Consider the following 25725-nt stretch of genomic DNA (forward strand, 5'->3'; position numbering starts at 1 on the left):
GCTCTCTGGATCTTTTGTCGCTTCGTCATCGAAAGTCTCTCTGACCAACTCGGTCGCTGAACCTCTCATACTGTATGGATCAGGTTTCCGGGAGCACGCCAGCGTCACCGTTGCGGCTCGACACGGCCCCGCTATGCTGCCTTCGTTCTGATTCGGTTGCATCATAAGTGCTTCCAACAAAAACTGCTGCCGCGGCGAATCTTGTTGCGGGACTTCGCAAACCACGCGGGCATCGCAGAATGGATCGCCCGACGAGTTGCCTGTCAACTTTCCGAGAACGTCATGTCAGAGATCTCCGCACGACTGGAACTTGCGAATGCGGCGAGTCGCGACGCCGCAACACTCATCCTGCAGCATTACCAGTCTCAGACGCTGGGGGTCGAGTCGAAGGCGGATGATTCGCCGGTGACCATTGCCGATAGGGGAGCGGAGCAGTCGATTCGTGGTCAAATTGCCGCGTCGTTTCCCGATGATGGAATCCTGGGCGAGGAATTTGATGACGTCACCGGCACCAGCGGATTTCGATGGATCGTTGACCCGATCGACGGAACAAAGCCGTTTATTTATGGAGTGCCACTCTTCGGGACGCTGATTGGCATTGAGCGCGACGGGCGCATGGTGGGAGGCGTCTGCCGGTTTCCTGCGCTGCACGAAGTCGTTTACGCCGCCGAAGGCAGCGGTGCCTGGTGGCAGATCGGCGACCAGCCGGCTCGCCCCGCCCGCGTTTCGAATGAAGCGAACCTGGCAAACGCTCGGCTGATGTTTACGGAACCGACGTCCGACATTCGAGCTGGCAGAGGCTGGGTGTTGCCGAAGTTCCTTCAACAGGTTCGAATTGCTCGCGGCTGGGGAGACTGCTACGGTCACATGCTGGTGGCAACCGGTCGAGCGGACATCGCCGTCGATCCGCAGATGTCCGCCTGGGACATCGCGGCTTTGATTCCCATTGTTCGGGAAGCCGGTGGAAGCTGCACCGACTGGAATTTTGAAGAGAACATTTTCGGCGGCGACGGCGTGTCATGCGCGCCGGGTCTGGTAGATGCCGTGCGCGATGTGTTGACGGCGTGAGACCACGTTTGCAGCGTCTCGAATCAGCGAAACAGCCGCTTTTGGTGTGTGTCGCGGTCCTCGTCGCCGCTTTCGTCCGTTGGATCGCACGGCGGAGCCTTGCCGAGATGCTGCCATGCTGCCGCAGTCACCATGCGACCGCGCGGAGTGCGCAAAATCAGACCTTCCCGCAGCAGATACGGTTCGATTTCATCTTCCAGCGTGTCGGCCGGCACGTTCATTGTATGTGCAATCGACTGAACTCCGGCCGGACCGCCGCTGAACACCGTGATAATGGTTTCCAGGTAGCGGCAATCCAGCTCCTCCAGACCGCGATCATCAACACCCTTCATTTTCAGAGCAGCTCTGGCAACATCCAGGCTGATACGGCCGTCGGCGCGGGCGTCCGCGTAGTCGCGCGTCCATCGCAGCCAGTTGTTGGCTTTTCGAGGAGTTCCTCGTGACCGCAGCGCAATTTCCTGAGCGGCGGCATCGTCGATTTCCGTCCGCAGCTTGCGCGAATTGCGCTGAATGATCGTTGTCAGTTCGTCGAGTGAATAGAAATTCAGTTGCTCGCGGTTGACGAACCGGTCTCGCAGAGGCGCGGTCAGCATTCCGCTTCGGGTTGTGGCTCCAATGATGGTGAACGGCTGCAATTTCATGTTGATCGTCCGCGCATTCAGGCCGTCACCCAACGTAATGTCGACCCGGAAATCCTCCATCGCCGGATACATGAACTCCTCGACGGACGGCGGCATCCGGTGGATTTCGTCAATAAACAGCACGGACCCTTCGCCGGCATTCGTCAGGTAGGGCAGCAGATCCTTCGGAGCACTCAGGGACGGCCCGACCGTTTGTTGAAAATCAGTCCCCAATTCGCGGGGGATCACGCTGGCCAGCGTGGTCTTGCCCAGCCCCGGCGGACCCACCATCAGCAAATGACCCAGCGGTTCATTTCGCTTTCTGGCCGCTTCCAGAAGAATGCGAATCCGTTCGACGACGGCCGATTGTCCCACGACATCCTGCAGACGCGACGGACGCAGTTCGTCATCGAAATCGTCATCCGCAAATGCCGAATCACCGCCACCCGCAGACACAGGTCGCGGCGGCCGGTTGTCAGCTCGTGCGCGGCGTGAGCGATCGTGATCCGGATCGTAGTCGTCGTCGTGCCGGATAGTGGTTTCTCGCCCCATGGCCGTCAGCTTTCGGCCAGAACTTCCTGCATGACACTGTCAGGCAGATTGAAATTGGCAGTCACGTTTTGCACGTCATCGTTGTCTTCCAGAGCGTCGAGCAGTTTGAGGACGCGACGCGCGTTTTCGGCATCCAGGTCGACAGTATTCTGCGGTACTCGCAAGATCTCGGACGATTCGGGTTGGATACCGGCTGTTTCCAGTGCGTCTGCAATCGCCTGGAACTGATCGGGAGGCCCCGTGACTTCGAAGACATCGCCCGCCAGCGAAACGTCTTCGGCTCCCGCGTCCAGGGCAACATGGAACAGAGTCTCTTCATCGGTTACGGCGGGGCTGATGTTGAACACTGCTTTCCGGGCAAACATCCATGCGACGCAGCCGGTTGCACCAAGATTTCCGCCGTTGACTTCAAAGATCTTGCGCACTTCCCCGGCCGTGCGATTTCTGTTTTCCGTCAGGATTTCGCACATCACAGCGACTCCCGAAGGGCCGTAACCTTCATACAGAATTTCTTCGTAGTTCTCGCCGGAGTTTTCGCCGCAACCCTTCTTGATCGCGCGGTCGATGTTGTCCATCGGCATGCTGTTTTTGCGAGCCTTGTCGATCGCATACCGCAATGCCAGGTTGGCGGACGGATCGCCGCCGCCATGCTGTGCAGCGACGATAATCGCGCGGCTGAGTTTTCCGAACAGCTTTCCCTTCTTCTTGTCGATCCGGGATTTTTTCGCGGCGATGTTCGCCCAGTGAGAATGACCAGCCATGTGTCTCAAAAAGCAAGTGGTGTGAGGGAGGTTCGTCTGTGGTGAGTGAACCGATCCTGGTCGCAGGTCAGGACAAAGTCACTCTCGTTCCGTCCATTTTGATCCGCGACCGTCGGCGTGCGCGGCACGCGGCCACGTGTCAGGCATCGTGACGAGTTGATTGAGCGAACCCAGCGGCACAGCGATCGCGCGACGCATGGCCGCACTGCACCGCCGCCGACCCTGGGTAAACGAATGGAAACCGCGTTTCACGACATGCTGCATCTGATCGAATGAAACCCTGAGTTACGGGAATGTAAAACCGGCTGCGTTACGACAACTATTGGCTTTGCTGCGGGCTTGTGCGGATCCGGTGCCGTTCCTGTTGTTCCTGATCGAACTGACCGGGCAAGAAACGAGGGCGACCATTCCAGCAGTCAAGTCCCGATTTCTGCCGACACAACCCATTTGCCGGAAGCGGAGGTGATACAGTCCCGGGACGCGCCGGCACGTCGCATTTGGCAAAACGCTACTCTTCCTTCTCTTCCGTTTCCGTTCCGGTTTCAGGCAGTTTGGACTTTATCCGATTCATGACGGCGGGGTCCGGGTGCTCCGACTGTTCTTCAATGGTCAGGGCTTCCTTCCATGTTTTGACCGCGTCTTCGCCGCGATTCAGAGCATTCAGTACGTCACCGAGGTGTTCCATGATCGTCGAGTCGCGGAATCCGGGATCACCGTTGGCTTTTTGCAGGGCCTGCAAAGCTTCTTCGTTTCGATCGAGTCGGAAAAGGACCCAGCCAAGGCTGTCGAGATATGCAGGATTATCAGGTTCCGCGGCGACTGCCAGCCGAATCATCTTCTCCGCCTGTTCCAGGTTCTTTCCCTGGTCGGCGTAGAGATATCCAAGGTCGTTGTTGACTCCCGGGTCATCGGGGTTGGTCTTGTAGACTTCTTCCAGCACGCGTTCCCCGGTGGCGGTGTCTCCCTGCTGGACGTAGGCGTTGGAAAGCGCCAATCGTGTTCGACGAAGGAGGTCCGCGTCGATTGATGAACTGGCAACCAGGGCTGAATAGACCTCAATGCTTTCCGGCCACCGTTCCTGCTGAGCGTAGAGTCCCCCGAGCAGCAGCCGCGCGCGGTGTTCCGTTCCGGGATCGCCTGAGGACAATCGAATGGCCAGTTTGAGCGTGGTCTCTGCATCCTGATATTCGTCGGCCTGCACCTGAACCCAGCCGAGCTGATAGGTCAGTTCGGGGTTCTGAGGGCTGATGTCCAGGGCCGCTTTGACTGCGGCAATCGCTTCCGCATGGTTTGCGTTGAAGGTTTCCGCAAACGACAGGCGGTACAATGCCATGACGCGACGGTCCTGCGGCAGCGCCGGGACCGCCAGCAGTCTTCGAAAGCTGCCAGCGGCATCGGCGTAGTTGTCCATTGCCAACTGGTTGATGCCGAGCTGTTCAAGCGCCTGGATACCCAGGGCCGGCCCGGGATTGCGATCGAGGGTGACCTGCAGAAGCCGGGCTTCCTTTTCCGTAACTTTGATTTCTCTGGCGATCGTGCTGCACAGATAGCTGATTTCAGGAAACAGCTCGCTGCCCGGATCGTCGGACCGCTTCAGGCACGCATCGACGACAGATTCCGCGAGAGTCTTGTCTGAGGCGATTTCGCTGGCCAGCGGGACCAGTTCCTGGATCTGAATCCGCGCTCGCAGCGCCTTCTGCATTGTTGTCAGCAGGGAGTCCGTGTCGCGTTTCAGAACGTCGACTCGCAGCAGTCCCAGATATGCGTCTGCGTCACCGGTTTCATTGATGACCTGCTCGTACAGCCCGGTCGCTGCCTCGATCTCACCACGGGCAAGGAACTGTTCTCCAAGAAACAAATTGACAGTACCGACGTCGCGTGTGTCCTCGGACAGCAGCCGCAGTCGTTCCACGAGTTGCTCAGTTCGATTTGTCGCGGCATACAGGTCGCGGAGCAGCTCCAGCGCCTGACGACTTCGGTGTTTCGTTTCGAAGTAGCTGTACAGTGACGCTTCAGCTTCTTCGTTCCTGTCGGCACGAAAGTACGCCTGTGCGAGTGCCAGGTGATAGTCGCCGGGAGCGTCGTTGTTGACGCGAGCCAGCGCTTTGAAGGCGGCTATGGCGTCGTCATTTCGCCCCAGTTGCAGCATGACCGTTCCGATGGCCTGGTAGCCGGTATTTCGGTCAGTCATCAGGGCGTTGTGCTGGCGAAAATCCAGTCCAAAGTCTTCCGGGCGTTCCAGTGCATTCAGCAGAACGCCGTAGCTTTCCGCTGCTTTGGCGGTGTCCTTCAATTCCAGCGCAAGTCGTCCGCGTATGCTGTGCAGTTGGATGAGTTCGGGAGAATGCTGCCTGATCCGCTTTGAGGCCAGTGCTTCTTCCAGGAGCTGGACGGACCGTCCGGCTTCACCCCTGGAAAGCAGCACGATTGCCAGGCGAAGGCGCGTTTCGAAATCGTCGGCATCAAGCTGAATCGCCCTGGACGCTGCTTCTTCGGCCTGCTCCATTCGCCCCAGCCCCATCAACAATAATGCCTGGGACTTGACGGGTTCCGACGCTGTTGGGTCAGCCGCGATGGCCTTTTCGAGTGATTTCAGAGCTGCCGGAAAATCACCTTCCTTCTGAGCGGCCAGTGCATCCATGTACCACGCCAGAGCTTCCTCGCGCTGCTTATCCGGTTTTCGGGCGGTTTCCGGCAACGGAGTCAGAATGTCGTCACCCGGTTGCTGAAGCCCCGGAAGTTCGCCTGCGGAGCTTTCCGGTGCTGTCGGAACCTGAGCGTCAGAGGCGGCCGCAATCAGGGTGACAATCGCTGTGCAGGCAAGAAAAGTCCGCACTGAAGACAGGCAAAAATCCATCATGGGAATGTCCAGCGGAAGGCAACATGGAGGTACGGGCAGCCATTGTACGCTCACGCTGCGGTCTTGCTCAATCGGTCATTTCGACGGCAATTTCGGACCACTACTTCTTTCGGGCAGGGGACTTCTTCTTTGTCCCCGGTGTCGGCTTTCTGGCTGTCTTCTTCCTGGGAGCGGACGACGTTTTGGCGGACTTACGGGCCGCCGACTTGCTGGCAGCGGCGCTTGCCGGGGGCTTCTTTCTGGTCGTGGTCGTCTTCTTCTTTGGCTTCGCCTCGGACTTCGCCGCTGCCTTTTTCCGGGGCGGATTCTTCAGTTCCTTCAGCCTTGATTCCACGCTGGAAACGTCGAATTCCTCCTGCGGCGGTTCCGCGAACCGCCCCGCGTACTTTGGGTCAGTCGCCAGACATCGCAGCAGATAGGCAAAGCCGGGAGCGTCGGATTTCTTGATGCCGGCCTTCAGGAATTCGCCTCCGGATTCTTCGTCGCTGCCGACGGGAACGATCCCCAGACAAATTGCGGCCCGAAGGCTGACATCATCCAGGCAGACCAGGTGACATCCCAGCACCTGCTGCAGCGTGAAATTACGGATGAACGGCGACAGCGCGTCGATCTTTTTCAGCCGCTTCTGAGCGGAATCCAGCGTGAGCCTCCGCAGCTTTTCGTATTCGAAGCTGTAGTTTGCCTCAAACACAAATCGCAGCAGTGCCCGGATCCGAAGTCCCTTCCAGTCCGCGCGATTGAGCTCCGAAAGTGCAGCTTCAATCTCCGCGACTGAGCTGACCCGAATCTCATTCAGATCAAAGAACGACCGGAGCAGTTTGTCGTAGCCCGCACGTGCCTGTTCCCAGCCGTTGTCTTCCAGGCACGTGGCAAACAGCATGGTTTCCAGAACCGGCAGATCCAGCTTTGGAACCGATCTGCCGTAATCCTTCTGCAGCAGGGAGGTCAGTTTCCTGCACGCCTGTTGCTTGTCACTTGCTTTAGTGGCCGACGCCGATGGCATGTCTTCATCCTGTTCGGAGCTATCTAGCGATCAATTTGTCCCCGGACTTCGGGGTGGATGGCGTTCCCTGATCCAGTCGCCAATATCTGCATGAATCCGGGAACCTTTCAGGACCCGGCATTTTCGGCACCGGAGAGACGCTGGTATTCGGGACCCCCGGAGGCTGCGTCATTCGGCGATTCTGAAGCCGATTCATCCCGTGATGCGGATTCAGTAACTGAAGCAGCCTCGTCTTCGCGATCGGGAAGGACCTCGCGCAGAATACGCGTCGCTTCGATCGATTTGCGGACCCCGTCGTCGATTTCGAAACGAAGTTCCGGAGTATATCGCGTCTTAACGCGTTCAGCGACTTTCGACTGCAGATATCCCCTGGCAGATTCCAGACCGTGCAGCGTCAATGCTGCGTCTTTTTCGGTGCCCATCACGGAAATACGGATTTTCGCGTACCGCAGATCCGGGCTGACGTCCGCACCCAGCACCGTGACGTATTTGATGCGTGGATCTCGAAGCTCATTCAGAATCGTGGTGCTGACAACTTCACGAATCACGGAAGCAACACGTGCGGTTCTTCGCGACGGCATGGAACTCTTTTCTGACCGCAGGGGGAATGATCTGACGCCGGAAACCCCGGGGAACGGTTCCCCGGTTGACCGTCGTCAGGACAGCGTTCGCTGGATTTCATCGATGCGGAATGCTTCCAGCAGGTCACCGTCCTTGACGTCGTTGAAGCCCTCCAGGCGGATTCCGCATTCCATTCCGTCCCGAACTTCCCTTGCGTCGTCTTTTTCTCGCTTCAGTGAACTGATGCGGTAGTCGTTGAGCACCTTTTGATCGCGAATCACGTGTACGCGATTGTCACGGTTGATGGTTCCGTTGATGACACGGCAGCCCGCGATTGTTCCGAACCGGCTGATCTGAAATGTCCGCAACACGATGGCACGTCCGGTGGCGACTTCCACACGCTCCGGTCGCAGCAGACCTTCCAGAGCCTGCCGGATCTGCTCGGTGACCTCATAGATGATGTTGTACCGCCGGATTTCGACGCCTTCGCGTTCGGCGAGCTGTTCGGCTCGTTCTTCCGCGATGACATGAAATGCGATAATGATCGCCTCCGCAGCGCTTGCCAGGTACACGTCGCTTTCGTTGACGCCCCCGACAGCCTCGTGGATCAGTGTGACTTTGACTTCCGGATGGTCAAATTTCCCAATTTCACCCCGCAGGGCTTCAAGAGAACCCGGCGTGTCGGCCTTGATGATCAGGGGTAGTTCCTGAACGCCCTCCCCTTCCCGTGCGGCACTCAGAATGTCTTCCAGAGTCCGCGGCTGACCGCGTTTGGACAGCGTTTCAGACCGGCCTTCGTGCCGCCGATTCTCAGCGACTTCCCGCGCCTCTTCGATGTCCTTCATGACAAAGAAATGGACGCCGGCTCCCGGTACTTCGTTCAGTCCCGCGACGCGAACCGGGGTGGATGGTCCTGCTTCTGAAACCTCCTCGTCACGATCATTGTACATTGCCCGGATGCGACCGTGTGACGTTCCGCACAGCACATTGTCACCGACTCGCAATGTCCCTTTTTGCACAATCAGCCATGCCAGAACACCGCGGCCTTCGTCGCGGAACGCTTCAAGACAGACACCGATTGCCTCGCGGTCCGGGTCGGCCTTGTATTCATGAAGTTCCGCCGTCAGCAGCAGGGTTTCGAGCAGGTTGTCGACGCCCGCTCCCGTCTGGCCGGAGGTTCGTACCACTTCGTATTCGCCCCCCCATTCGGCCGGCAGCAGGTCATGCTGAGCCAGTTGCTGCAGCGTCCGCTGCTCGTCGACGCCAGGCAGGTCCATCTTGTTCAGTGCCACGACAATCGGGACGCCGGCGTTTCTGGCGTGACTGATGCACTCTTCCGTCTGCGGCATCACTCCGTCGTCAGCGGCCACAACCAGGACGATGATGTCAGTCACGTTCGCTCCGCGTGAACGCATTTCACCAAACGCGGCGTGACCAGGCGTGTCCACAAACGTCAGCGGCCGACCGTCATGCACGACCTGATACGCGGCGATATGCTGAGTAATGCCACCCGCCTCACCGGCTGTAACATTGGAATGCCTGAGTCGATCGATCAGCGTCGTCTTACCGTGATCGACGTGACCGAGGATCGTGATGATCGGCGGGCGAGACCGGAGTTTTTCATCCGGGTCGTCGTGATCCAGCGACGCCAGTAATTCCGCTTCGACATCGCGTCCGCGCTTGACGTTCAGGTCAACGCCGAGTTCCATGGCGATCTCGATCGCTTCGTCCTCGGTAAGTTCATCGTTGATCGTGACCATCCTGCCTTCCTTAAACAGGATGCTCATAATGGACTTCGCCGGTCGACCGATTGCTTCCGAAAGGTTGCGGATATTGATCGGAAACGAAATCTGAGCCTCAGTCTTCAGATCAGCGGCGGCGGAGCGTCGCTTCCTCTTGATACGCTTGGCCTGCCGTTCCGCCTGCCGTGATTCTCGCAGCGCTTTCAGCAGGGCGCCTTTGGGTGTAGCGGCCCGACCTCGTCCCTTCTGGCGCGCGTCGCCCTCGGCTTCTGTGCTGGCCTGAGCTCTCTTCAACTGTTGAAGCTGGTCCGCCAGAGGACTTTGCCGATCGACGATATCGGACAGGGCCATGTCGGGCTTTTGCACCCGCTCGTCCCTGGGTTTCTGTTTCGCCTTGATGGCGGGAGGCGTGTAGGTGGGAGGCGCCGCCACCAGCGGTCGCGCCCCGCGTGGCTTCTGACCGCCCTTGCCACCGGCTTGATCGCGATCCTTGACGGAACCGATCGGTTTCATCTCCCGCATTGGATTCATCGCGGGGCGGCGACTCGGCTGCACAGGTGGCGCGGCGTCGACTTCCGGCGTTCTCCCGTCAGCGGCGACTTCGGCAGCGTCATCGGACTTCGCCGGCTGACCTTCGGGAGCATCGTGTGCGGTAGGCGCACCTTCAGGAACCGGCGACGCGGTTACGGACGATTCCGCACTGGAAGTATCCTGCCCAGCGTCTGCCGGCTTCCCGGATTCCACCAATGTGGCAGCGGTTTCCGACGGAGTGTCTTCGTCACGTGCCGTCGAGTCGGAATCTGCGGACTCAGCCCCGGTATGGCTTTGCACAGACCGCGGCGCCATCGTCTTGATTTCGCGGACGCGGCCCTTATCGACGGCGGTGTCTCTGACCGGTGCCATGGCGGCTGACGGAGCATCGCCGCTCGTCGCCGAATCCCGATTGCGAACGTGAGCAACGATCTTCTCGCGCTCTTCCGGCGTGATTGTCGCCAGCGCATTGCGAAGGGGAACCCCTGCCTCATCGCAAAGTTCAAGTAATACCTTGCTGTCGAGGCCAAGCTCTCTGGCCAAGGCAAAGAGACGGATCTTCAAAACAACTACCCCTTTGACACGGCTGGCACCTCGCGATTGATTGCTACATGATCGCGCGGTCTATTGCGACCTGCTGTGTCCAACTGACACAACATCGCATCTCAACAAGCTTTGTAAAAACCACGAGGATGACAAACGTTCCGAATGAACCTGAACCGCCCCTTAAGAATCCGGTCGCCGGAGGAACGGACTGCGACCAGGACGTGACTTATTTTTCATCATCCGATTCGGCAGCAGTCTTTGACAGGACTGGCTGCTCTGCGTTCGACGACTCCTCTTCCGTGCTCGCAGCCGGCGTTGTTCCTTCAACAGCCGAATCGTCCGATGAAACACCGGCCGCCGACTCCTGCGACGCCACTGCATTCGCATCAGGTTCTCCGCCTGACTCTTCGTCGGCGCGAACATCAGATTCCGGCTCCGGCAATGCGACTGCCGAGGGCGATTCCGACGTTTCGTCGGCTGCGGCAGGCGTGTCCGCATCCGAATCAGACTCCGACTCGCTGTCTTCGGAAACGATCGGGTTCAGTCGCCGCGCCTCGGCAGCCAGCCGTTCCTCCTCTTCGATTCGCAGGCTCTCCGCATCCGCGAACTCAATAATCGTATCACACTGTTCGGTGGTCAGGCCGCCGAGTTCGGCAAGCTGATCCGGCTCAATCACGGAGAGGTCATCGAACGTAAAGAAACCCTGCACGACCAGGCTCTCCACAAGCTCCGGGGCCATTTCCGGGACGACGCTGAACGCATCAATGGAGACATCCAGTTGCTGGTCGAGAGATTCCTGAGTCATCACATTAATGTCCCACCCGACCAGTTTCGATGCCAGGCGAACATTCTGGCCGCGCCTGCCGATGGCCAGCGACAACTGGTCTTCCCGGACGAGTACGATAACTTTTCCCAGCATGGGGCACAGGATTACGTCCTCCACCTCAGCAGGTTGCAGAGCGTTTGGCACCAGGATCTGCAGCGAATCGTTCCAGCGAACAATGTCGATCCGTTCGCCGTTAAGTTCCTCGACGATCCCGCGAATGCGGGCACCGCGAACGCCGACACAGGCACCGACACAGTCAATGGTGGAATCGAGGGACGATACCGCAACCTTGGAACGATGTCCGGCTTCCCTTGCAATCGAGCGGACTTCAATCACGCGATCGGCAACTTCCGGAATCTCCATCTCAAATAGACGACGTACGAAGTCCGCGTGAGTTCTCGTCAGAATCACGCGAATTCTCGATCCGGCCTTGCGCACATCCAGCACATTGGCGCGGACACGATCCCCGACGCGATACGTTTCCTTCTGAATCTGCTCGCTGCGAGGAAGTATCGCCTCAACTTTGCCCAGATTGACGATGACCGTGCCGCGGTCGACGCGTGTTACCGTTCCGGAAACGATCTGGCTCTTCAGATCCAGGTACTCTTCGTAGTGTGCGTCTCTCTCGGCCTCGCGGATTTTTTGAATCATGACCTGCTTGGCAGTCTGAGCGGAAATGCGACCGAGCAGGTCACCCAACAGATCTGCCTCAAGCATCGCACCGTCACACGTGAGCGACGGTTCGCCATTCGCGCGGTCAATGCGCACTTCAAGCTGCTCTTCCTCGGAAAAGTGCTTTCGTGCGGCAGACAGAATTGCCTGCTCAATTCCTTCGAACACAATCTCAGTATCAATCGCCTTGTCGCGATGGATTGCGTCGACGATTCGCAGGATTTCGTTTCCATTCATGGTCGCAAAACCATTCAGCTATGAGCCTATAACAAAAAAAGCGGGAGCAAAGTCCCACTTTTCAGTACCGATTCCACTCACGTGGGTCGGTAGAAACCATCCTGTGACAGAACAAACTGACACCTCCGGACAAGGTCGTTCAGCCTGCTGACACTGGCAATTGGTGACTAATCACATGCTATCCATGTTCACATCCTCTGTGCAGCGACGACTTCACGTGACCGCCACTGAACAGTACGGAGGTTTGGATCGGCACCGCCGGGGCGACTGGGTACATATCGCCACTCTCAATCGAACGGAACCATAGCCGTGCAAAACGCGACTGTCAAGCAGGCCGCAAGGCTGGTACAGGCCATCCGGCAGACCGCGCGCCTTCCGGGACGAGCGGGCCATCTCAACGCGGACTTCAGCCTTCGGGTCGTTGCCTTCGCCGGTGCGGAAGCCGGCACATCAGGGCTGAATGCACTCTCTGGCCAGATGTCGCGCGGACTTGTAGGCGTGCTTTATCGTGAAGACACGAGACTCGATCTGCTCGGCCGTAAAGTATCGGCCCGGCTCACTGGGAGGAAGCCCTGCGAGCGCCAGGGTCAGGGGCAGAAGATCCAGAAACTCTCGGTACCGTCTCTGCTGATCCGACGGATCCGCCATGAGAAATGATTCCTTTCGAAGACCTTACGGTTAAGAAGGCCGCGTTGCTGATCAGGGTGACTTCGATTGAGCAACTGCCGAATCGGGCGACATTGTCAGCGATGCGCCGGAGATCTCTCACGGATAGAATCCGGTGAGGCTTCCGGCCTAGCCTGGACGCCGCTGCTGGTGTTTCCTGATGATGGCATCAGCAGCTCCTGTGGACTGCTGCATGTTGCCCTTTTGCGCGCCGGCACTGCCCTTGACCGGGGCGTCATCTTTGGCTCCCGTTTCAGAGGGATCCGGAAGTGATATCTGTGGAGCAGACTCGGTAGCGGCTGCTGTTCCCGTCTGCTGCATCGCAGGCTGCTGCTGCGGATACCCCGGCATTCCCGGAGGCATCATGGGCTGCGGGTAACCCGGATACATCGGCATCTGCGGCTGAAACGGATAGCCACCGTACATCGGAGCCGGGTAGCCATAACCCATTTGAGGCATCATTGGCTGATAAGGCTGCTGGCCCGGCAGCATCGCGGGCTGCGAAATGACGGTTGTGTCACCAGCACCCAGCGTCTGGTCGCTTCCTGATGCCGGCGGAGTGGCCGCAGGGGAGGGTGTTCCTGCGGGAGTCTCAGCCTGCTCCGGAGTCGCCGGCTGCAGGGCGTCCATTTCCAGTAGTGTCCCCCCGGAGGCGACAACCGTGTCTTCGTTGGCGGCCTGGGAAGTTGTTACAACATCGGAGTCGACTGCCTCGTTCAACTTCAGAGTGAATTCCAAGCTACCAACGATGATGCGATCACCGGCGGAAAGGACAACTTCCTTCAGGATTCGTTCCCCATTCACTCGTGTCCCGTTGGTGCTCCCCAGATCTCGCAGCCTGACCGAGAAATCGTCCACACTAAAGACGCAATGGTGGCGACTGACCAATTCGCTGTTGGGACGCAACTGGCAATCCTGTTCCCGTCCGATCAGGAACTTCTTGCGATTCAACGGAATTACCTGCCCTGAATGCTTTCCGCCGATCACGTGCAATTCTGCGCCAATCATTCTTCAGGTTGCTCCACAGGGTTGAGACGCTGGCTGACAGTTTTGTTCCTGCATCTGTTTTGAAAGGCAGTCAGGAACTTCGCGATCGCCGGCTTCTGCAGGGATGCCGCTGGTGCCAAGGCTTCCGGACACGTCCTTCTGCGCATCTTCCGTCAAGGTCTTCCTGCCCTGCTCGCCACTCTGGACACCGGCTCACAAGAATAGCGATCCGCATGACATCATGCCAGCGCGTTCAAACTGTTTGCAACTGGACGCATGCGAATTCCCGCGACAACTCCCGTTGAAGCGGCGGCAACGATTACACTTGTCAGAAAACCTCCCTCATAGACTGACAGTCAGGTACAGAAAGCGTCGCCACTGGCAGCTCCTTCCGTTCCGACCCTTCAATCGAACTTCGTTCCGGAGTGATTCACTTATTTAACGAGCGGCAACTGTTGCCATCCGTGCGTTTTTGACAACCAGGCTCTACAAACGGGAAATTCGAGACACGATCGATCCGGGAAGCTCCTCGTGGAACTTCCTGACGTCGAATCCGGTCTGTAAATCGAGCAGGCCCGGCACTTCCGGTGTCAGGTGCGACGCGCGCAGCAGGATACTTCCGTGCTGCAGCACGGTGCCTCGGCGGCGGCGCTGGGCGCTTCCAGCGATTTTGAATCCCCGGCAGACAACATCGCGTTCATCGCCGCGCTGGAAGCACAGGAACGGCTGTCGGCGACTCTGAGTGCCGCTCTGTTCGAACAGCCGTCCGCGCATCGCTGCGGTCACCCCCGACGCTGCCAGACTGTCAATAATGGCGTAATGGACAAGTTCATACAGGCGAATGGGATTCGAACTCACGGGGTGACCCGCTGGAATCACGCAGGAGTATGTGATTTCCTGGTCATGAAGGATCGCGCCGCCACCGGTCAGACGCCTTACCTGGGGGCATTGCTGCAGATGAACGGGTACGCTGTCGGAGGCATCCTTCTGGAAGTAGCCAAGCGTCAAAGTCGGTTCCGACCAGCCATAGATGCGCACGACGGAACGGTCCCCGTGTCTGGAAACGTGGTCCAGCAATTCCGCGTCAGCTGCCATATTCCGGAACCCATCGAGCGGTTTCGGTTCAATGATCAGGTCGCAGAGCGGGAACGAAAGCGTGTCGTTGCCGGATTCCCGCAGCAGTGCCGTGTAATTCTTGTCCATTCTCAGCCCGGAGCACCCGGTGTCAGAGGATTGCGAACGCCTTTTTCGATGTCGGCGATTTTCTGCAGGCGACGGGAATGCCGCCCATGTTCGAATTCCGTCGTGAGCCAGATCTGAATGACCTGTTCGGCAAGCTGGTCGCTGAGCTGATCCGCTGACAGGCAGATAACGTTCGCGTCATTGTGCAGCCGGCTGTATTCCGCTGTGACGGTATCGTGGCACGGAGCTGCCCGGACTCCGCCGAATTTGTTGGCGGTGATGCACATTCCGATCCCTGTACCGCAGATCAGGACGCCGCGATCAACGTCTCCTGAGGCAACAGCGGCAGCGACGCGTGCCGCAAAGTCCGGGTAATCGACACTTTCGCCGGAATCCGGCCCGAAGTCACTGACGGAATGACCAAGGCTTTCGGTCAACTGCACCAGCCGACACTTCATGTGATATCCACGATGGTCGCTTGCGATCCCGATTTTCATTTCGTGTCGGTGTCTTTCTCAAAAATCTGCTCGACGATTTCCTGAACAGCGGTCGTCAGCTGGTCGGCACACGCCAGATAACATTCAAGGCCGCCGCCAATCGGGTCAGACACACTTCCACCATCGCGCCGAAGTAACTGAATTCGTCCCGCAAGGTCCGGGCGGGCCGAAACCAGAGCGTTCCGATGCGCGTCCGTCATGACGAAGATCAGATCTGACTCCGACAGCATTTCGCCGGAAAGCTGCTGACTCAGGTGTTGAGACAGGTCAATCCCCCGTTCACGGAGAAGTGCAATCGCTTCCGGAGATGCCGGAAAGCTGTCGCCCGCTGCGATTCCGGCTGACAGCGAGTCGACTCCGTGACTTCGAAGCTCGTCCTCAGCGCATTGCAGGTGGCGGCTTGCGAGATTCCGAAAAATTGCCTCCGCCATCGGACTGCGGCAGGTGTTTCCGGTACAAACGAAAAGAACTCTCAAAGGCCTGTCCCTGCAATGCCGGGCTGCGAAGTCCCGCCGCTCAGTCGATCCGCGGCTGCCAATCCATGCCCGCTCTGAAATTGAACAGACTGTTCCCGGCCGCGAGTGGCTCCCCTGGCGGGCGACTCAGCGGCGGCACAACTGCCCTCATTGCGTCATCGCCTTCCGTGGTATTTGAAAGCACCATGATGACGGGACGGAATCGAAATCTCAAGCCGCAAGCGATTGTTCAACAGTGGATCAATCGCCACGCGGCAGGTCAATCCGTGCGGAATCAGCCGAACCGACGACGGTAACAATCGCTTTTGAAACACGTTGTGGCGAATTGAGGGAATCCTGGCAGTTCAGTCAGCCGGTCGTCGATCGGAATTTGCCTGCCAACTGTGATTCTCTCCGGTGCGGATGACAGCAGCGGAACCGATCGCCTACACTTCCCGTGGCTTCGCGGGAGTCCGCCTCCGGTGACTGACGACTGCGGGGTTGCAACCAGAGTCACCCCGTGCCGGACCATCTGTGCCGCTGCGTACGCCAAGGTCAAATTCCTGTGAAGAATGTCGTCACGAACTGGAGAGAATCAGCCCGACAACGGGTCCGCAATGCCGCGGAATTCCGCGGCATTCGAAGGCAGACGCTCGGACAATATCAGTCTTCCGTCAGGCAGCTCTATGACGGCCCGCGCGGGGCCGTGCTGAAATTCAGCAGCCTGCTGTCCCTTCACGAGCCGCTGATGGGGCAGTTGTTTCGCCGACGCAGATTCGATGCGGCACAATTCGATCGCATCCTGGACGTCGGTTCCGGCGCCGGCCAGATCATTCGGCATCTCCTGGACACGTGCCATTCGAAGGCGGAAATCATCGGGTTCGACCTGTCCGCGGAAATGCTTCGCCGGGCGCGGGAACGGCTGAAGACGGATCGGCCGCTGTTTGTGGCGGCGGACATGATGCAGATGCCCTTTCGAGACAACTCCTTTGACTGCATTACCTGCGGCTACGTTCTGGAGCACCTTCCCGACCCATTGCCCGGTCTGACGGAATTCGCCCGTGTGCTGAAACCAGGCGGAACCGTGTTGTTGCTGGCAACCGAGGATTCCTTTTCCGGTCTGCTGACAAGCCGCACGTGGAAATGCCGCACGTTTTCACGCTTCGAACTGAAAACCGCCTGTGACGAAGTGGGTCTGGCGTGGCGGGAAGAGTTGTGGTTTACCCGAGTCCACGAAATGCTGCGACTCGGCGGAATCCTTGTGAAGCTGGTCAAGGACCCGGTCTGACGCCGCGCGCGGCCGGCCAATTCAACTGCTGCCTGCGTACATCGCGCTCAGATGCCGGCTTCCGCATATCTCACGGGATTCCAATCCGCGGCCAGGTCGCACAATCGATCGAGCACTTCGTGGTGTTCGCTGCAGGCGACGATGGCGGGGAACCGAAGCATGTCGGCTCGGTCATCCAGCCACAGCTCGCGATAGTGGACCGATTCGCGATTGTGGACCCAGACTGCGTCGCCTCCCAGCACGCGAGCGATGTGCATGGACACCGGGAAGTCGTAGATGTTGGGCGAATGAATGAGCGACCCGGCATACTCGCCGGTTGCCATGAACGGGTAGATGCTGCCCGGCATTTCGTCCGACGTGCGGCCTGTCAGGCCGATGCTGTCGATGTCACGGGCTCGCTAGGGTCGTGCTGCTGGAAGCCGATGACGTAGATGCCGGTGGAATCGTAAGGACGGTTGTGACGCAGGTCCGGGAGATCATCCAGTACTCGACGAGCCGGCTCGTGTTGTGTCATCGGGACCGCAAACGATCCGGTTGGCGGTGACTTCGACCCATGTGCCCTGCTCCCCCATTTCCGGAGCGTAGACCAGCGAATACAGCGGCGTTTCCGGCGTGTGCAGATGGACGATGACGGAATAGCCGTTGCCGGTGCGATCACGAAATTGTTTGGTACCGTCGATGGGGTCGATGGCGATTGCCAGGTCGGAGTCCTGGGCGAAGAGCCATGTCGCCGGTGGACTCTTCGCCTTCCACGCGGCACCTTCGCAGCGCCGGATCAGCGTCTCGCAAAGCCGCGACGAGCAATTCCTGCACCGATAAATCCGCCAGCGTCAGAGCGTCCGTGTTGGCGCTTCCGGAGGACTTGCCTTCGACGGCGATGTTGAACTGCCGAAGACGTTTCGCAACCGCCCCGCTCCATCGCATGACGGACGGCAGCGAATTCGCAAGCGACTGGATGATGTGTTGGGTGTCGGGCATGGCGTGATGGTCTTCGGTCGATTATCCAGGATTGCTCGTGGTATTCGTACGATGGGACTCCGGTCCCGTCGAATCGCGGCGACGGGATCGGAGTCCCGTCGTACTGTTGTGATGCACTGCGTGATATTGAAATAGTCGGTGTTCGCGGGCCTTCGCTGTTTCGCAAAATGTACTGTGGTCGTCGTCCGAATTCACGCGGTCCGGCAGTGACGATCGGTCGGCAATGACGATAGAATGGATCGGTAGCAGTCGCGTACCGATACGCCTCAGGAGTAAAGCATGGCAACCAGCCCGTTTCCCGGAATGGACCCGTTTCTCGAAGATGTATGGCCGGAAGTTCATGCAAGCCTGATCGTATACGCGAGGAACCAGATCAACGATCAGCTGCCCGGCGATCTGCGGGCAAAGATCGAACGGACGCTTTCCGTCTTCGCGAATGATGCCGCCGATCGTTCTGTTCGTCCGGACGTGCATGTGTCGGAAGTTTCCGAGTTTGGATCGTTTCAGTCTGCTCAGTCCGGTGTGGCGGTGGCGGACCCCGTGGTTGTCACCCGCGATCCCGGCCGATACCGGCACGTGGAAATTGCTGATTCATCGGGTCGCGTGATCACGGCCATCGAGTTTCTCAGCCCGTGGAACAAGGTCGGCAAGCGCGGCCAGCAACAGTACACCCGGAAGCAGCTGGAGTTCATGGAAGCGGGTGTCAATCTGGTCGAGATTGATCTGGTGCGGCAGGGAGACTACGTGCTGGCTCCGCCATTGGCAGATATCCCGGAAGATCGGCGGACTCCCTACATGATCTGCGTCTATCGGGACATCACACCGGATCAGTACGCGATTTACCCGGTGAAGCTTCAGGAACCCCTGCCAAACATCGCGATCCCGCTGCGGCCCGACGATCGCGACGTGGTGCTGCAGTTGCAACCACTGATCGATGCCTGCTATCACGATGGCCGTTACAGCCGCAGTGTGTATGAACGTGAGTTGTCCGGCAGATTCGACGCTGCCGACGCCGCATGGCTCACTGCCCGACTGCGCGAAGCGGGTCATCGGCAGTAGCCGAAGCGGTCAGCTGAGTTCCGCTTCCAGCCATGCGAACAAGTCGTCCGTGACGGACATGCCGCAGGTGCGTTCGAGCGCCTTCCAGCCAGGCACGGCGTTGACTTCGATGAGGTTTGGACAGCCGCACTCGTCGTACATCAGATCCACACCGCAGAAAACGCAGCCGGTGACTTCGGCCGCTTTGCGAGCCAGAGCAAGTTCCTCCTCGGTTGGAATCCACGCCGAACACGTTCCTGCCTGAGCCGCGTTGGCTCGAAAGTCTCCGGTCGCCGGCTGGCGTTTCATGCTGCCAAGCACCCTGCCGTCCAGCAGCAGAATGCGGACGTCCTCGGGCGGTCGTCCGTTTGCGGGCCTGATGAATCGCTGCACGTACAGAACCGCGCCGATGCGTTCCAGTGTGCGGAACACCCGCCAGGCGGTTTCCCTGTCAGTCAGACGGATGATGCCTCGGCCTTCGGCACCGAACAGCGGTTTCAGAACGACGTCGCCGCCTAGTTCTTCAAATGCGACCATCGCTTGCTCCGATGATTCGCAAACAATTGTGTCCGGAACCGCAACGCCTGCGAGAGCCAATCGTTGAGTCGTCAGGTACTTGTCGACGGCGCACTCGATGGCCTTCGGCGGATTCACGATGCGGACGCCGAGTTCCGCCGCGCCGCTGAGCATGTCCATACGTGAAACGACCTGTTCCAGCGACCCGGGCGGCATCGTGCGAACCAGCACGGCGTCGAGCGATTCGACAGACACATCGCCGAACCGAAGCTGCAGTCTTCCGCGTACCGTCGCAGCCGTCATCGCATCAAACGACAGCGGAAGCATCTCATGCCCGCGACGGCGACCGTCACGGCACAGACGATCGACGTACCAGCTTCCGTGGCTTCCAATGACGCCGATTCGCAGCGCTGAGCGATGTTGCGTTTGCATTTCGCTTGCTAATTCGAAATGCCAAAGGATTCCCGCAGAAGTCCCTCGTTCGTGTCGCCGAACCGAAAACTTCGACCGCTGCGAAGGTTGTGGAACACGACGACCGCCGGGCTGAACAGGGCCGGGTCGAGTGCGTAGAAATCGTAATTTGCCGCTTCGAACAGTTTCAGAAACGGCTGGCCGTGAGACTTCGAGGCCGACGACGGTACCGACGGCCCCACCGTTTCAATCAGGCTGTCGTCGCAGCGCACCCAAAGGCTGACCGTGCTGCCATACAGAATCGCATCATTTGTGCGGCCGATTCCTTCAAGGTCGTTTTTGGCGACCGGCGGCAAAGGCGCGGTTCCCGCTGCGCTGATAACCAGCGTTACCGGAAACTTCACGTCATGCAGCTTGTGCATGGCGGTTTCGACCGATCTCGCGACCACCTGCAGCGTTCCGGCTTGAGAAGACGTGGGAGCTGTCACCAGGGTCAGTTCGCCTGCGTGTCCCACGGCGTCGCGAATGAAGTCGATCGCTGAATGAGTGGGCAGTCTGGACGCTTCCAGCACGCCGACGCAGCATCGGCGGTCTTCGTGCGTTTCAAAATCGTCGAACAGCAGCTCGCGACGAGCCAGCGATCGCATTGAACCGGATCCCATCGCAAAAAAGTCACTCGTGGCGATCTTCCACCCGGCGTATTGGCTAAGCAGGCACGCTTCGACCGGATGATCCGTTCGCACGAAAACCTCCGGCAAGCCAACCGAGTTGCCGCCGGGCACGAGCGACACGTCGGCCAGGTCAGAAAGGCAAATGCGGGCCAGCACCACGCCCGCCTCCAGTCCACCTTCTTCGTCGACTCCAAAATCCAGCAAAGTGGCGCCGTGAGTCTCACTGACACCGATGCGCAATTCCTTCGCGTCGGCGACAGCAGACGCTGCCACGCGGGCGGCTCGCGAGTTAAGCTGGAAGTGTGCCACGGGTGTGATCCGATTCAGTTTCGCGCATCCGACACAGCTTAGCAAATCGTTTCGCTTCGGTAAGGAAGGCGAGCCCTCATGCAGCTTCTCAATGACATGCTGGACCGCAGCACCGCCGTCGGGAAGGTGGAATGGATTGGCCTGGCGGCCGAACGTCGGGGAAGAATCGTTCCGCAGCAGCAAGTGACGGTCGCGGAAAATGCGGGGATTCTCGGCGAACACCACTTCAACGCCGCCGGTACGTCGAAACGGCAGGTCACGCTGATCCAGCACGAACATCTCGACACCGTGGCACGACTCCTGAATCGCGACCGCGTGCCTCCCGAATTGCTCCGGCGCAACGTGGTCGTTTCCGGCATCAATCTTGCGTCGCTGAAAAAGCAGAGGTTTCGAATCGGAACAGCCGTCCTGGAAGCAACAGGCCCGTGTGTCCCGTGCTCACTCATGGAAGAAAACCTTGGCCCAGGCGGCTACGCGGCGATGATTGGACACGGCGGAATTACGGCGATCGTGGTCATCGCGGGGACATTCCGCGTCGGCGATGCTGTCAGCCGCATTTCACCTGAATAATCTGGTCAGACGTACAGGCATTGCCGTTTTCTGCTGGTCCCAGCGGGAAAGTTTGCGGAATGCTGTGGTCTATCCGCGTTAGATTTTGGCAGCGCTTCCGTCGCGCTGGTGGGCAAATTGCCGATCAGCTGTGCCGGAAAACACCTCCGGCGCGGCGTAATCTGACGCACAAATCGTTCAATTTCGTCGTATCTGCGTGCGAGCGGTGCGGATTGCGGAGTGAAGCGACCTGGAAGAGTCGTTGCTTGTGAGTGTGTTGCCGGTTTGGTACGGACACTGGAACGGCTTTCGAAACGCAGGGTGTCCTGGTCTGCTGCACGGCAGACGACTGAAGTGGCCGTCAATGAATCGGACTCCGCATCGATCACGAATTCCGCTGACCTGGGCCGTCGGCCAGCGTCGCCGAACCTCGCGCGGGTCGAAGTCCGTATCCGTCGAAGTGCTGGAGTCCCGGCAGATGCTGAGCGCCGTGACGGTGCAGGTACCGGCATCGCAGGATACGACTCTCTACAACGACCAGCCGGAAGACGCCAACGGAGCTGGTCAGTTTCTTCTGACAGGAACCGCCGGCGATGGTGATCCGGGCAAGCACGCGCTGGTGGAATTCGACCTGGAATCACTGAACATTCCCAGCGGGGCCACAATCGTCGACGCCGTGCTGACGCTGAATCTTGCGGAATCGCTTGGTCCGTCGGTAGCCGTTTCCGTCCATCTGGTGACGACGGCCTGGGGCGAAGCGGGTTCGGACGCGCCCGGCAGTGAGATCCTCGGCGCGGCCGCACAGCAGTTTGACGCCACATGGATCTACGCTTTCTTCGACGGGGCACTTTGGAACAGTCCCGGCGGCGATTACGTCGGCGCGCCGTCGGCGACCACCGACGTCGATCAGCCGGGCATCTACCAATGGACGGACAGCGGACTGATCGCCGACGTGCAGCAATGGCTGGACGATCCGGAGTCCAATCATGGCTGGGCAGTCATCGGACCCGGCAAGGACAATCTGAAGTCGTTTACCAGCAAAGACGGCGACAACGCAGCACTTCACCCCATTCTGGAGATCACCTACGAAGAAGCTCAGTTGCCCGGAATCGTCCATGGCCGGATCTGGCACGACCTGAATGCGGACGGCACCCGTGTCCCGTCCGCGCTCGCGGATCTGGGACTGAAGTTCTCCGGCGGCAGGACGTTTTTCAACCTCTACGGCGGCGGCGAATACTGGATGCAGTCCGCCGACACCCATCAGTGGTATTTCTTTCGGGAGAACGGACATCTGACCAAATGGTCGGGGCAGCCTCGCAGCCTGTCCGGCGAAACGGTCGCGCAGCTTGATCCGCGAGTCTACTATTCCATCAGGCTGCTGATTCGACCGGGCGATGCCGAGCCGTGGATTAACGGCTTCACTGTGGAACTGCTCGACAGCAGCGGCGCGGTGATCGCTACAGATCTGACGCACTCGATCGACATCGACGGCAACGGCATCATCGATCCGGAAAACGAAGACGGCTGGTATCGCTTCGAGAACCTTGCCGATGGCGAATACCGCGTTCGCCACGTCCCGCCGGAAGGCTGGAAGATCACCGGCGAATGGAACGGACCGGTTGGCGACCTGGTCGTGGAACTGCAGCAGTCACTCGGTCTGAGGTTTTCGAATTCACTGTACGAAAACGTTGGAGGGCTCGGGGAGCGCTGGGTTCGGGGCAATACCGGCTGGTACTACCTGACGCCGAACGGATCGTTGTATGAATGGGACCGCCAGCGGTTTACAACCAGCGTGCCACTTTCCGGAACCCTGGTTGCCGGCCTGGGAGTCGAGTACTACCGAAATCCGTCACTGCTGTTCGATCCGAATTCGGCAACGGTTCAGGTTTCGGCGGTCGAAGAACATGTGCTGCTGCGAGTCGACTGGGGCGATTATCAGCCCGTTGACGTGCGGGGACGGAAGTGGTTTGAGTTTCATCCCGACGGTGAGCGTGACCCGGGCACGCCTTCCGGCGGGGGCCTGATCGCCACAATTTCCGGTCCGTATGACCTTTCCGGTTCCGGCGGCTCGTGGTTCTACAACGAGGGCGCTGACGAATGGTACATCGTCACGGCGGACGGCGTTGTTGAACTCTGGGACGGAACTCCTCCTTCGCCCGATGGCCCCGGCGGGACGAACGACCCCGGCAGCACCGTCTTCGACAACACCGCCAGCGTGGACGCGGAACCCTGGCTGAACGGCTGGACCGTTGAACTGCTCGATGAAAACGGCTACGTGGTCAGTTCCACCGTCACCGGCGATGTCGACGCCAACCAGGACGGCGTTACGGACATCGAAACCGAACGCGGCTGGTATTCCTTCGCCGGTCTCGCTCCCGGCAACTATACGGTGAACTTTGTCGAACCCGCCGGATGGCTGCAGACAAACCTGGCCGCGGCAAATGACGCGGCGACAATCGCTCAGATGGCTCAGCAGCAGCCGTTCGAGCTTCTGAACACCGACTTCTACAACTGGGGAGGACGCCACGAACGCTGGATCCGCAATGGTTCGGCGTGGTACTTCATCGTTCCGCAGGGAATGCTGTACCGCTACCAAACCGGCACCGGCGGCGCCGGCGGCGGACTGCAGGGCACCGAGGTTGCTCGCCTGTCGAGCAGCTTCTTTCTGAACCTGAACCTGTTCGTGCATCCTGCATCGACGACGATTTCCACACGCAGCGGCAGCAGCAGCCAGCGTCTCGATTCCGGCACTCACCGCCTGCTCGACGGCGTCTTCGCAGACCTCGCGGACTTGCTTGGGTAGGATTGCTCAACGCGAAGCTTCCGGAATGCGGCCGGACAAAACGCAATCGCAATGGCTATCCGGAAGATGCGAGAAGGTCGTGAGACGTCAACGTTTTTGCATCATTTGACGGTTGTGCGGCAGAATTTCGGCGATAGTATCGGCAGGCTGAGGACACTCCTTGAGTCAGCCAGCAGGGGCCATGTCATGCCGTTTACCGCACTTGCCGAACGGGTTCGCAGCGAAGATCCGGCGGCTCTGGCAGAGTTGCTGATCGGTATGGCAACGCGATTCGCCGGGAAATCCGGTTCACACCTGCTGGACGCGCGAGTCAGGCAGTTGGTCAGCGACAGCGATGTATATCAGTCCGTCGTCTACCGATTCTATGCCGGCATGAAGGACGGCGGTTTTGTCGTCGAATCGCCGGACGACCTGCTCGCACCGCTGCGAGGCATCGCTCGGACACGGATCGCCGAACTGGTTCGCTTCGGCACGCCCAGAAACGCGATCTGAACCGCAACGCGGAACTCAACGCGGACAAAGCCCGTGAGATCGCCGCCGATGTTCCCGGACTGCTGATGTCATGGAACGTCGCGAACTACTGGCTACCATCAACGGGCCGACTCCCCTGAGCGCCGAGACCAGGAGATTCTGCAGTGGCGAACCGGAGGCCTGGCTGGCCGGAGATTGCCGTTGTTCTGGGCGAATCCAGCCCTGAATCCGTCCGCAAACGCCACGAACGTTCGCTCGCGGCTGTTCAGCCGCGAGATTCGTCGACCTTAGGCGAGCCGCCGGAGAGAACTGACTCAGCACGGCCAGGTTGCTTCACCCCTCCCGTAGTACCTGGAGGGTCGCCGATCGAACGCCGCAGGCGGTTCGATCGGGCGGGAGAGGGCGATGCACGGGAACTCCGGTTGCGCGGCCGGTTCTCCCCGTCGTTTGGTCGCCTGAACGACGATCAAACTCCGACCTCCCGTTGCAACCTCACCACCACACAAGTAATTGACCGGCAGTTCTTGTCATCTGAGGTTTTCTTTATGGGGGACTGAATTGTGGGATGGAGGATTTGACTTGTTTGGGGCTGGTCGGAGTGTCGGGTGCGGCGAACGATGAGGGGTGTCATGCCAGGATGATGTGGTGACTTTGGCGGCCGGTCGACAGTGGGACGTCGATTGCGGTCAGCTTCGCAGGGAGTTCCGCGCATGACGACTCAGCTTTTGCCTTCCCGGTATTGCCTTCCCGGTATTGCCATCCCCGGTATTGCCTTCCCCGGTATTGCCATCCCCGGTATTGCCATCCCCGGTAATAAGCTATCCCTGGTATTGCCTTTCCCTGGTATTGCCTTCCCCGCATTGCCATCTCCCGCATTGCCATCTCCCCTTCGGGCACTTTGACAGAGGAAGTTCGTGGGGCAGAC

At 59.3% G+C, this 25725-nt stretch carries 23 protein-coding genes; 8 read left to right on the top strand and 15 right to left on the bottom strand.

The window, feature by feature from the left end:
- The first annotated feature begins 282 nt into the window (after positions 1-282).
- On the top strand, positions 283-1068 hold the full coding sequence (locus R3C19_06495; protein MEZ6059992.1) for an inositol monophosphatase family protein: 786 nt from the start codon (positions 283-285) through the stop codon (positions 1066-1068).
- 23 nt (positions 1069-1091) lie between these two features.
- Here the strand turns inward: R3C19_06495 and ruvB are convergent, their stop codons facing one another.
- From ruvB to nusA, 7 genes are all read right to left on the bottom strand, one after another.
- Positions 1092-2240, bottom strand: coding sequence for a Holliday junction branch migration DNA helicase RuvB (gene ruvB / locus R3C19_06500; protein MEZ6059993.1), 1149 nt, complete (start codon positions 2238-2240; stop codon positions 1092-1094).
- A gap of 5 nt (positions 2241-2245) precedes the next feature.
- A complete protein-coding gene (locus R3C19_06505) occupies positions 2246-3001 on the bottom strand; it encodes a YebC/PmpR family DNA-binding transcriptional regulator (GenBank protein ID MEZ6059994.1) in 756 nt (251 codons plus the stop codon).
- Positions 3002-3509: 508 nt separating this feature from the next.
- Entirely contained in the window at positions 3510-5861 is a 2352-nt protein-coding gene (locus R3C19_06510; protein MEZ6059995.1) for a tetratricopeptide repeat protein, read from the bottom strand.
- A 100-nt stretch (positions 5862-5961) separates the two neighbouring features.
- Complete coding sequence (locus R3C19_06515; GenBank protein MEZ6059996.1) at positions 5962-6864, bottom strand: hypothetical protein; 903 nt, start codon at positions 6862-6864, stop codon at positions 5962-5964.
- 107 nt (positions 6865-6971) lie between these two features.
- On the bottom strand, positions 6972-7445 hold the full coding sequence (gene rbfA / locus R3C19_06520; GenBank protein MEZ6059997.1) for a 30S ribosome-binding factor RbfA: 474 nt from the start codon (positions 7443-7445) through the stop codon (positions 6972-6974).
- A 75-nt stretch (positions 7446-7520) separates the two neighbouring features.
- Positions 7521-10262, bottom strand: a complete 2742-nt coding sequence (gene infB / locus R3C19_06525) for a translation initiation factor IF-2 (GenBank protein MEZ6059998.1) — start codon at positions 10260-10262, stop codon at positions 7521-7523.
- 208 nt (positions 10263-10470) lie between these two features.
- Entirely contained in the window at positions 10471-11979 is a 1509-nt protein-coding gene (gene nusA / locus R3C19_06530; GenBank protein MEZ6059999.1) for a transcription termination factor NusA, read from the bottom strand.
- 309 nt (positions 11980-12288) lie between these two features.
- Here nusA and R3C19_06535 point away from each other — a divergent pair, with 309 nt between their 5' ends.
- Positions 12289-12636: a hypothetical protein gene (locus R3C19_06535; protein ID MEZ6060000.1), complete on the top strand. Its 348-nt coding sequence runs from the start codon at positions 12289-12291 to the stop codon at positions 12634-12636.
- Between the two features lie 138 nt (positions 12637-12774).
- Here the strand turns inward: R3C19_06535 and R3C19_06540 are convergent, their stop codons facing one another.
- The 4 genes from R3C19_06540 to R3C19_06555 form a co-directional block, all read right to left on the bottom strand.
- Positions 12775-13653 (bottom strand): FHA domain-containing protein, encoded by an 879-nt coding sequence (locus R3C19_06540; GenBank protein ID MEZ6060001.1) that lies wholly within the window; start codon positions 13651-13653, stop codon positions 12775-12777.
- A 465-nt stretch (positions 13654-14118) separates the two neighbouring features.
- On the bottom strand, positions 14119-14835 hold the full coding sequence (locus R3C19_06545) for a biotin/lipoate A/B protein ligase family protein (protein MEZ6060002.1): 717 nt from the start codon (positions 14833-14835) through the stop codon (positions 14119-14121).
- Between the two features lie 2 nt (positions 14836-14837).
- Positions 14838-15311, bottom strand: coding sequence for a ribose 5-phosphate isomerase B (rpiB, locus tag R3C19_06550; GenBank protein MEZ6060003.1), 474 nt, complete (start codon positions 15309-15311; stop codon positions 14838-14840).
- Positions 15308-15787, bottom strand: a complete 480-nt coding sequence (locus tag R3C19_06555; GenBank protein MEZ6060004.1) for a low molecular weight protein arginine phosphatase — start codon at positions 15785-15787, stop codon at positions 15308-15310. Before R3C19_06555 ends, rpiB begins: the two co-directional genes overlap by 4 nt.
- Positions 15788-16331: 544 nt before the next feature.
- On the opposite strand from R3C19_06555, the gene R3C19_06560 reads away from it, so the two are divergent.
- Positions 16332-17054, top strand: a complete 723-nt coding sequence (locus R3C19_06560) for a class I SAM-dependent methyltransferase (protein ID MEZ6060005.1) — start codon at positions 16332-16334, stop codon at positions 17052-17054.
- A gap of 47 nt (positions 17055-17101) precedes the next feature.
- Here R3C19_06560 and R3C19_06565 read toward each other — a convergent pair whose 3' ends face one another.
- Complete coding sequence (locus R3C19_06565; GenBank protein ID MEZ6060006.1) at positions 17102-17401, bottom strand: hypothetical protein; 300 nt, start codon at positions 17399-17401, stop codon at positions 17102-17104.
- A gap of 307 nt (positions 17402-17708) precedes the next feature.
- Positions 17709-18032, bottom strand: coding sequence for a hypothetical protein (locus tag R3C19_06570; GenBank protein MEZ6060007.1), 324 nt, complete (start codon positions 18030-18032; stop codon positions 17709-17711).
- 279 nt (positions 18033-18311) lie between these two features.
- Here R3C19_06570 and R3C19_06575 point away from each other — a divergent pair, with 279 nt between their 5' ends.
- Positions 18312-19091 (top strand): DUF4058 family protein, encoded by a 780-nt coding sequence (locus tag R3C19_06575; GenBank protein MEZ6060008.1) that lies wholly within the window; start codon positions 18312-18314, stop codon positions 19089-19091.
- A 9-nt stretch (positions 19092-19100) separates the two neighbouring features.
- On the opposite strand, the gene R3C19_06580 is transcribed toward R3C19_06575, so the two are convergent.
- On the bottom strand, positions 19101-20018 hold the full coding sequence (locus R3C19_06580; protein MEZ6060009.1) for a RimK family alpha-L-glutamate ligase: 918 nt from the start codon (positions 20016-20018) through the stop codon (positions 19101-19103).
- Positions 20019-20026: 8 nt separating this feature from the next.
- Positions 20027-20977 carry a methenyltetrahydromethanopterin cyclohydrolase gene (gene mch / locus R3C19_06585; GenBank protein MEZ6060010.1) on the bottom strand — a complete coding sequence of 317 codons (951 nt, stop codon included), beginning with the start codon at positions 20975-20977 and terminating at the stop codon, positions 20027-20029.
- Positions 20978-21055: 78 nt separating this feature from the next.
- Here mch and R3C19_06590 point away from each other — a divergent pair, with 78 nt between their 5' ends.
- From R3C19_06590 to R3C19_06605, 4 genes are all read left to right on the top strand, one after another.
- A complete protein-coding gene (locus R3C19_06590) occupies positions 21056-21547 on the top strand; it encodes an MOSC domain-containing protein (GenBank protein ID MEZ6060011.1) in 492 nt (163 codons plus the stop codon).
- A 343-nt stretch (positions 21548-21890) separates the two neighbouring features.
- Positions 21891-24329 carry an SdrD B-like domain-containing protein gene (locus R3C19_06595; protein ID MEZ6060012.1) on the top strand — a complete coding sequence of 813 codons (2439 nt, stop codon included), beginning with the start codon at positions 21891-21893 and terminating at the stop codon, positions 24327-24329.
- Between the two features lie 186 nt (positions 24330-24515).
- Positions 24516-24821 carry a hypothetical protein gene (locus tag R3C19_06600; GenBank protein ID MEZ6060013.1) on the top strand — a complete coding sequence of 102 codons (306 nt, stop codon included), beginning with the start codon at positions 24516-24518 and terminating at the stop codon, positions 24819-24821.
- A gap of 689 nt (positions 24822-25510) precedes the next feature.
- Positions 25511-25702, top strand: coding sequence for a hypothetical protein (locus tag R3C19_06605; GenBank protein ID MEZ6060014.1), 192 nt, complete (start codon positions 25511-25513; stop codon positions 25700-25702).
- The last annotated feature ends 23 nt before the right edge of the window (positions 25703-25725 follow it).

This window comes from Planctomycetaceae bacterium, assembly GCA_041398785.1.
Taxonomy (GTDB): Bacteria; Planctomycetota; Planctomycetia; order Planctomycetales; family Planctomycetaceae; genus JAWKUA01.

Coding starts and splice junctions, on each gene's coding strand:
- R3C19_06495 (MEZ6059992.1), top strand. CDS start 283: ATGTCAGAGATCTCCGCACGACTGGAACTTGCGAATGCGGCGAGTCGC.
- ruvB (MEZ6059993.1), bottom strand. CDS start 2,240: ATGGGGCGAGAAACCACTATCCGGCACGACGACGACTACGATCCGGAT.
- R3C19_06505 (MEZ6059994.1), bottom strand. CDS start 3,001: ATGGCTGGTCATTCTCACTGGGCGAACATCGCCGCGAAAAAATCCCGG.
- R3C19_06510 (MEZ6059995.1), bottom strand. CDS start 5,861: ATGATGGATTTTTGCCTGTCTTCAGTGCGGACTTTTCTTGCCTGCACA.
- R3C19_06515 (MEZ6059996.1), bottom strand. CDS start 6,864: ATGCCATCGGCGTCGGCCACTAAAGCAAGTGACAAGCAACAGGCGTGC.
- rbfA (MEZ6059997.1), bottom strand. CDS start 7,445: ATGCCGTCGCGAAGAACCGCACGTGTTGCTTCCGTGATTCGTGAAGTT.
- nusA (MEZ6059999.1), bottom strand. CDS start 11,979: ATGAATGGAAACGAAATCCTGCGAATCGTCGACGCAATCCATCGCGAC.
- R3C19_06540 (MEZ6060001.1), bottom strand. CDS start 13,653: ATGATTGGCGCAGAATTGCACGTGATCGGCGGAAAGCATTCAGGGCAG.
- R3C19_06545 (MEZ6060002.1), bottom strand. CDS start 14,835: ATGGACAAGAATTACACGGCACTGCTGCGGGAATCCGGCAACGACACG.
- rpiB (MEZ6060003.1), bottom strand. CDS start 15,311: ATGAAAATCGGGATCGCAAGCGACCATCGTGGATATCACATGAAGTGT.
- R3C19_06565 (MEZ6060006.1), bottom strand. CDS start 17,401: ATGCCGGGCAGCATCTACCCGTTCATGGCAACCGGCGAGTATGCCGGG.
- R3C19_06570 (MEZ6060007.1), bottom strand. CDS start 18,032: ATGCCCGACACCCAACACATCATCCAGTCGCTTGCGAATTCGCTGCCG.
- R3C19_06575 (MEZ6060008.1), top strand. CDS start 18,312: ATGGCAACCAGCCCGTTTCCCGGAATGGACCCGTTTCTCGAAGATGTA.
- R3C19_06580 (MEZ6060009.1), bottom strand. CDS start 20,018: ATGCAAACGCAACATCGCTCAGCGCTGCGAATCGGCGTCATTGGAAGC.
- R3C19_06590 (MEZ6060011.1), top strand. CDS start 21,056: ATGCAGCTTCTCAATGACATGCTGGACCGCAGCACCGCCGTCGGGAAG.
- R3C19_06595 (MEZ6060012.1), top strand. CDS start 21,891: ATGAATCGGACTCCGCATCGATCACGAATTCCGCTGACCTGGGCCGTC.
- R3C19_06600 (MEZ6060013.1), top strand. CDS start 24,516: ATGCCGTTTACCGCACTTGCCGAACGGGTTCGCAGCGAAGATCCGGCG.
- R3C19_06605 (MEZ6060014.1), top strand. CDS start 25,511: ATGACGACTCAGCTTTTGCCTTCCCGGTATTGCCTTCCCGGTATTGCC.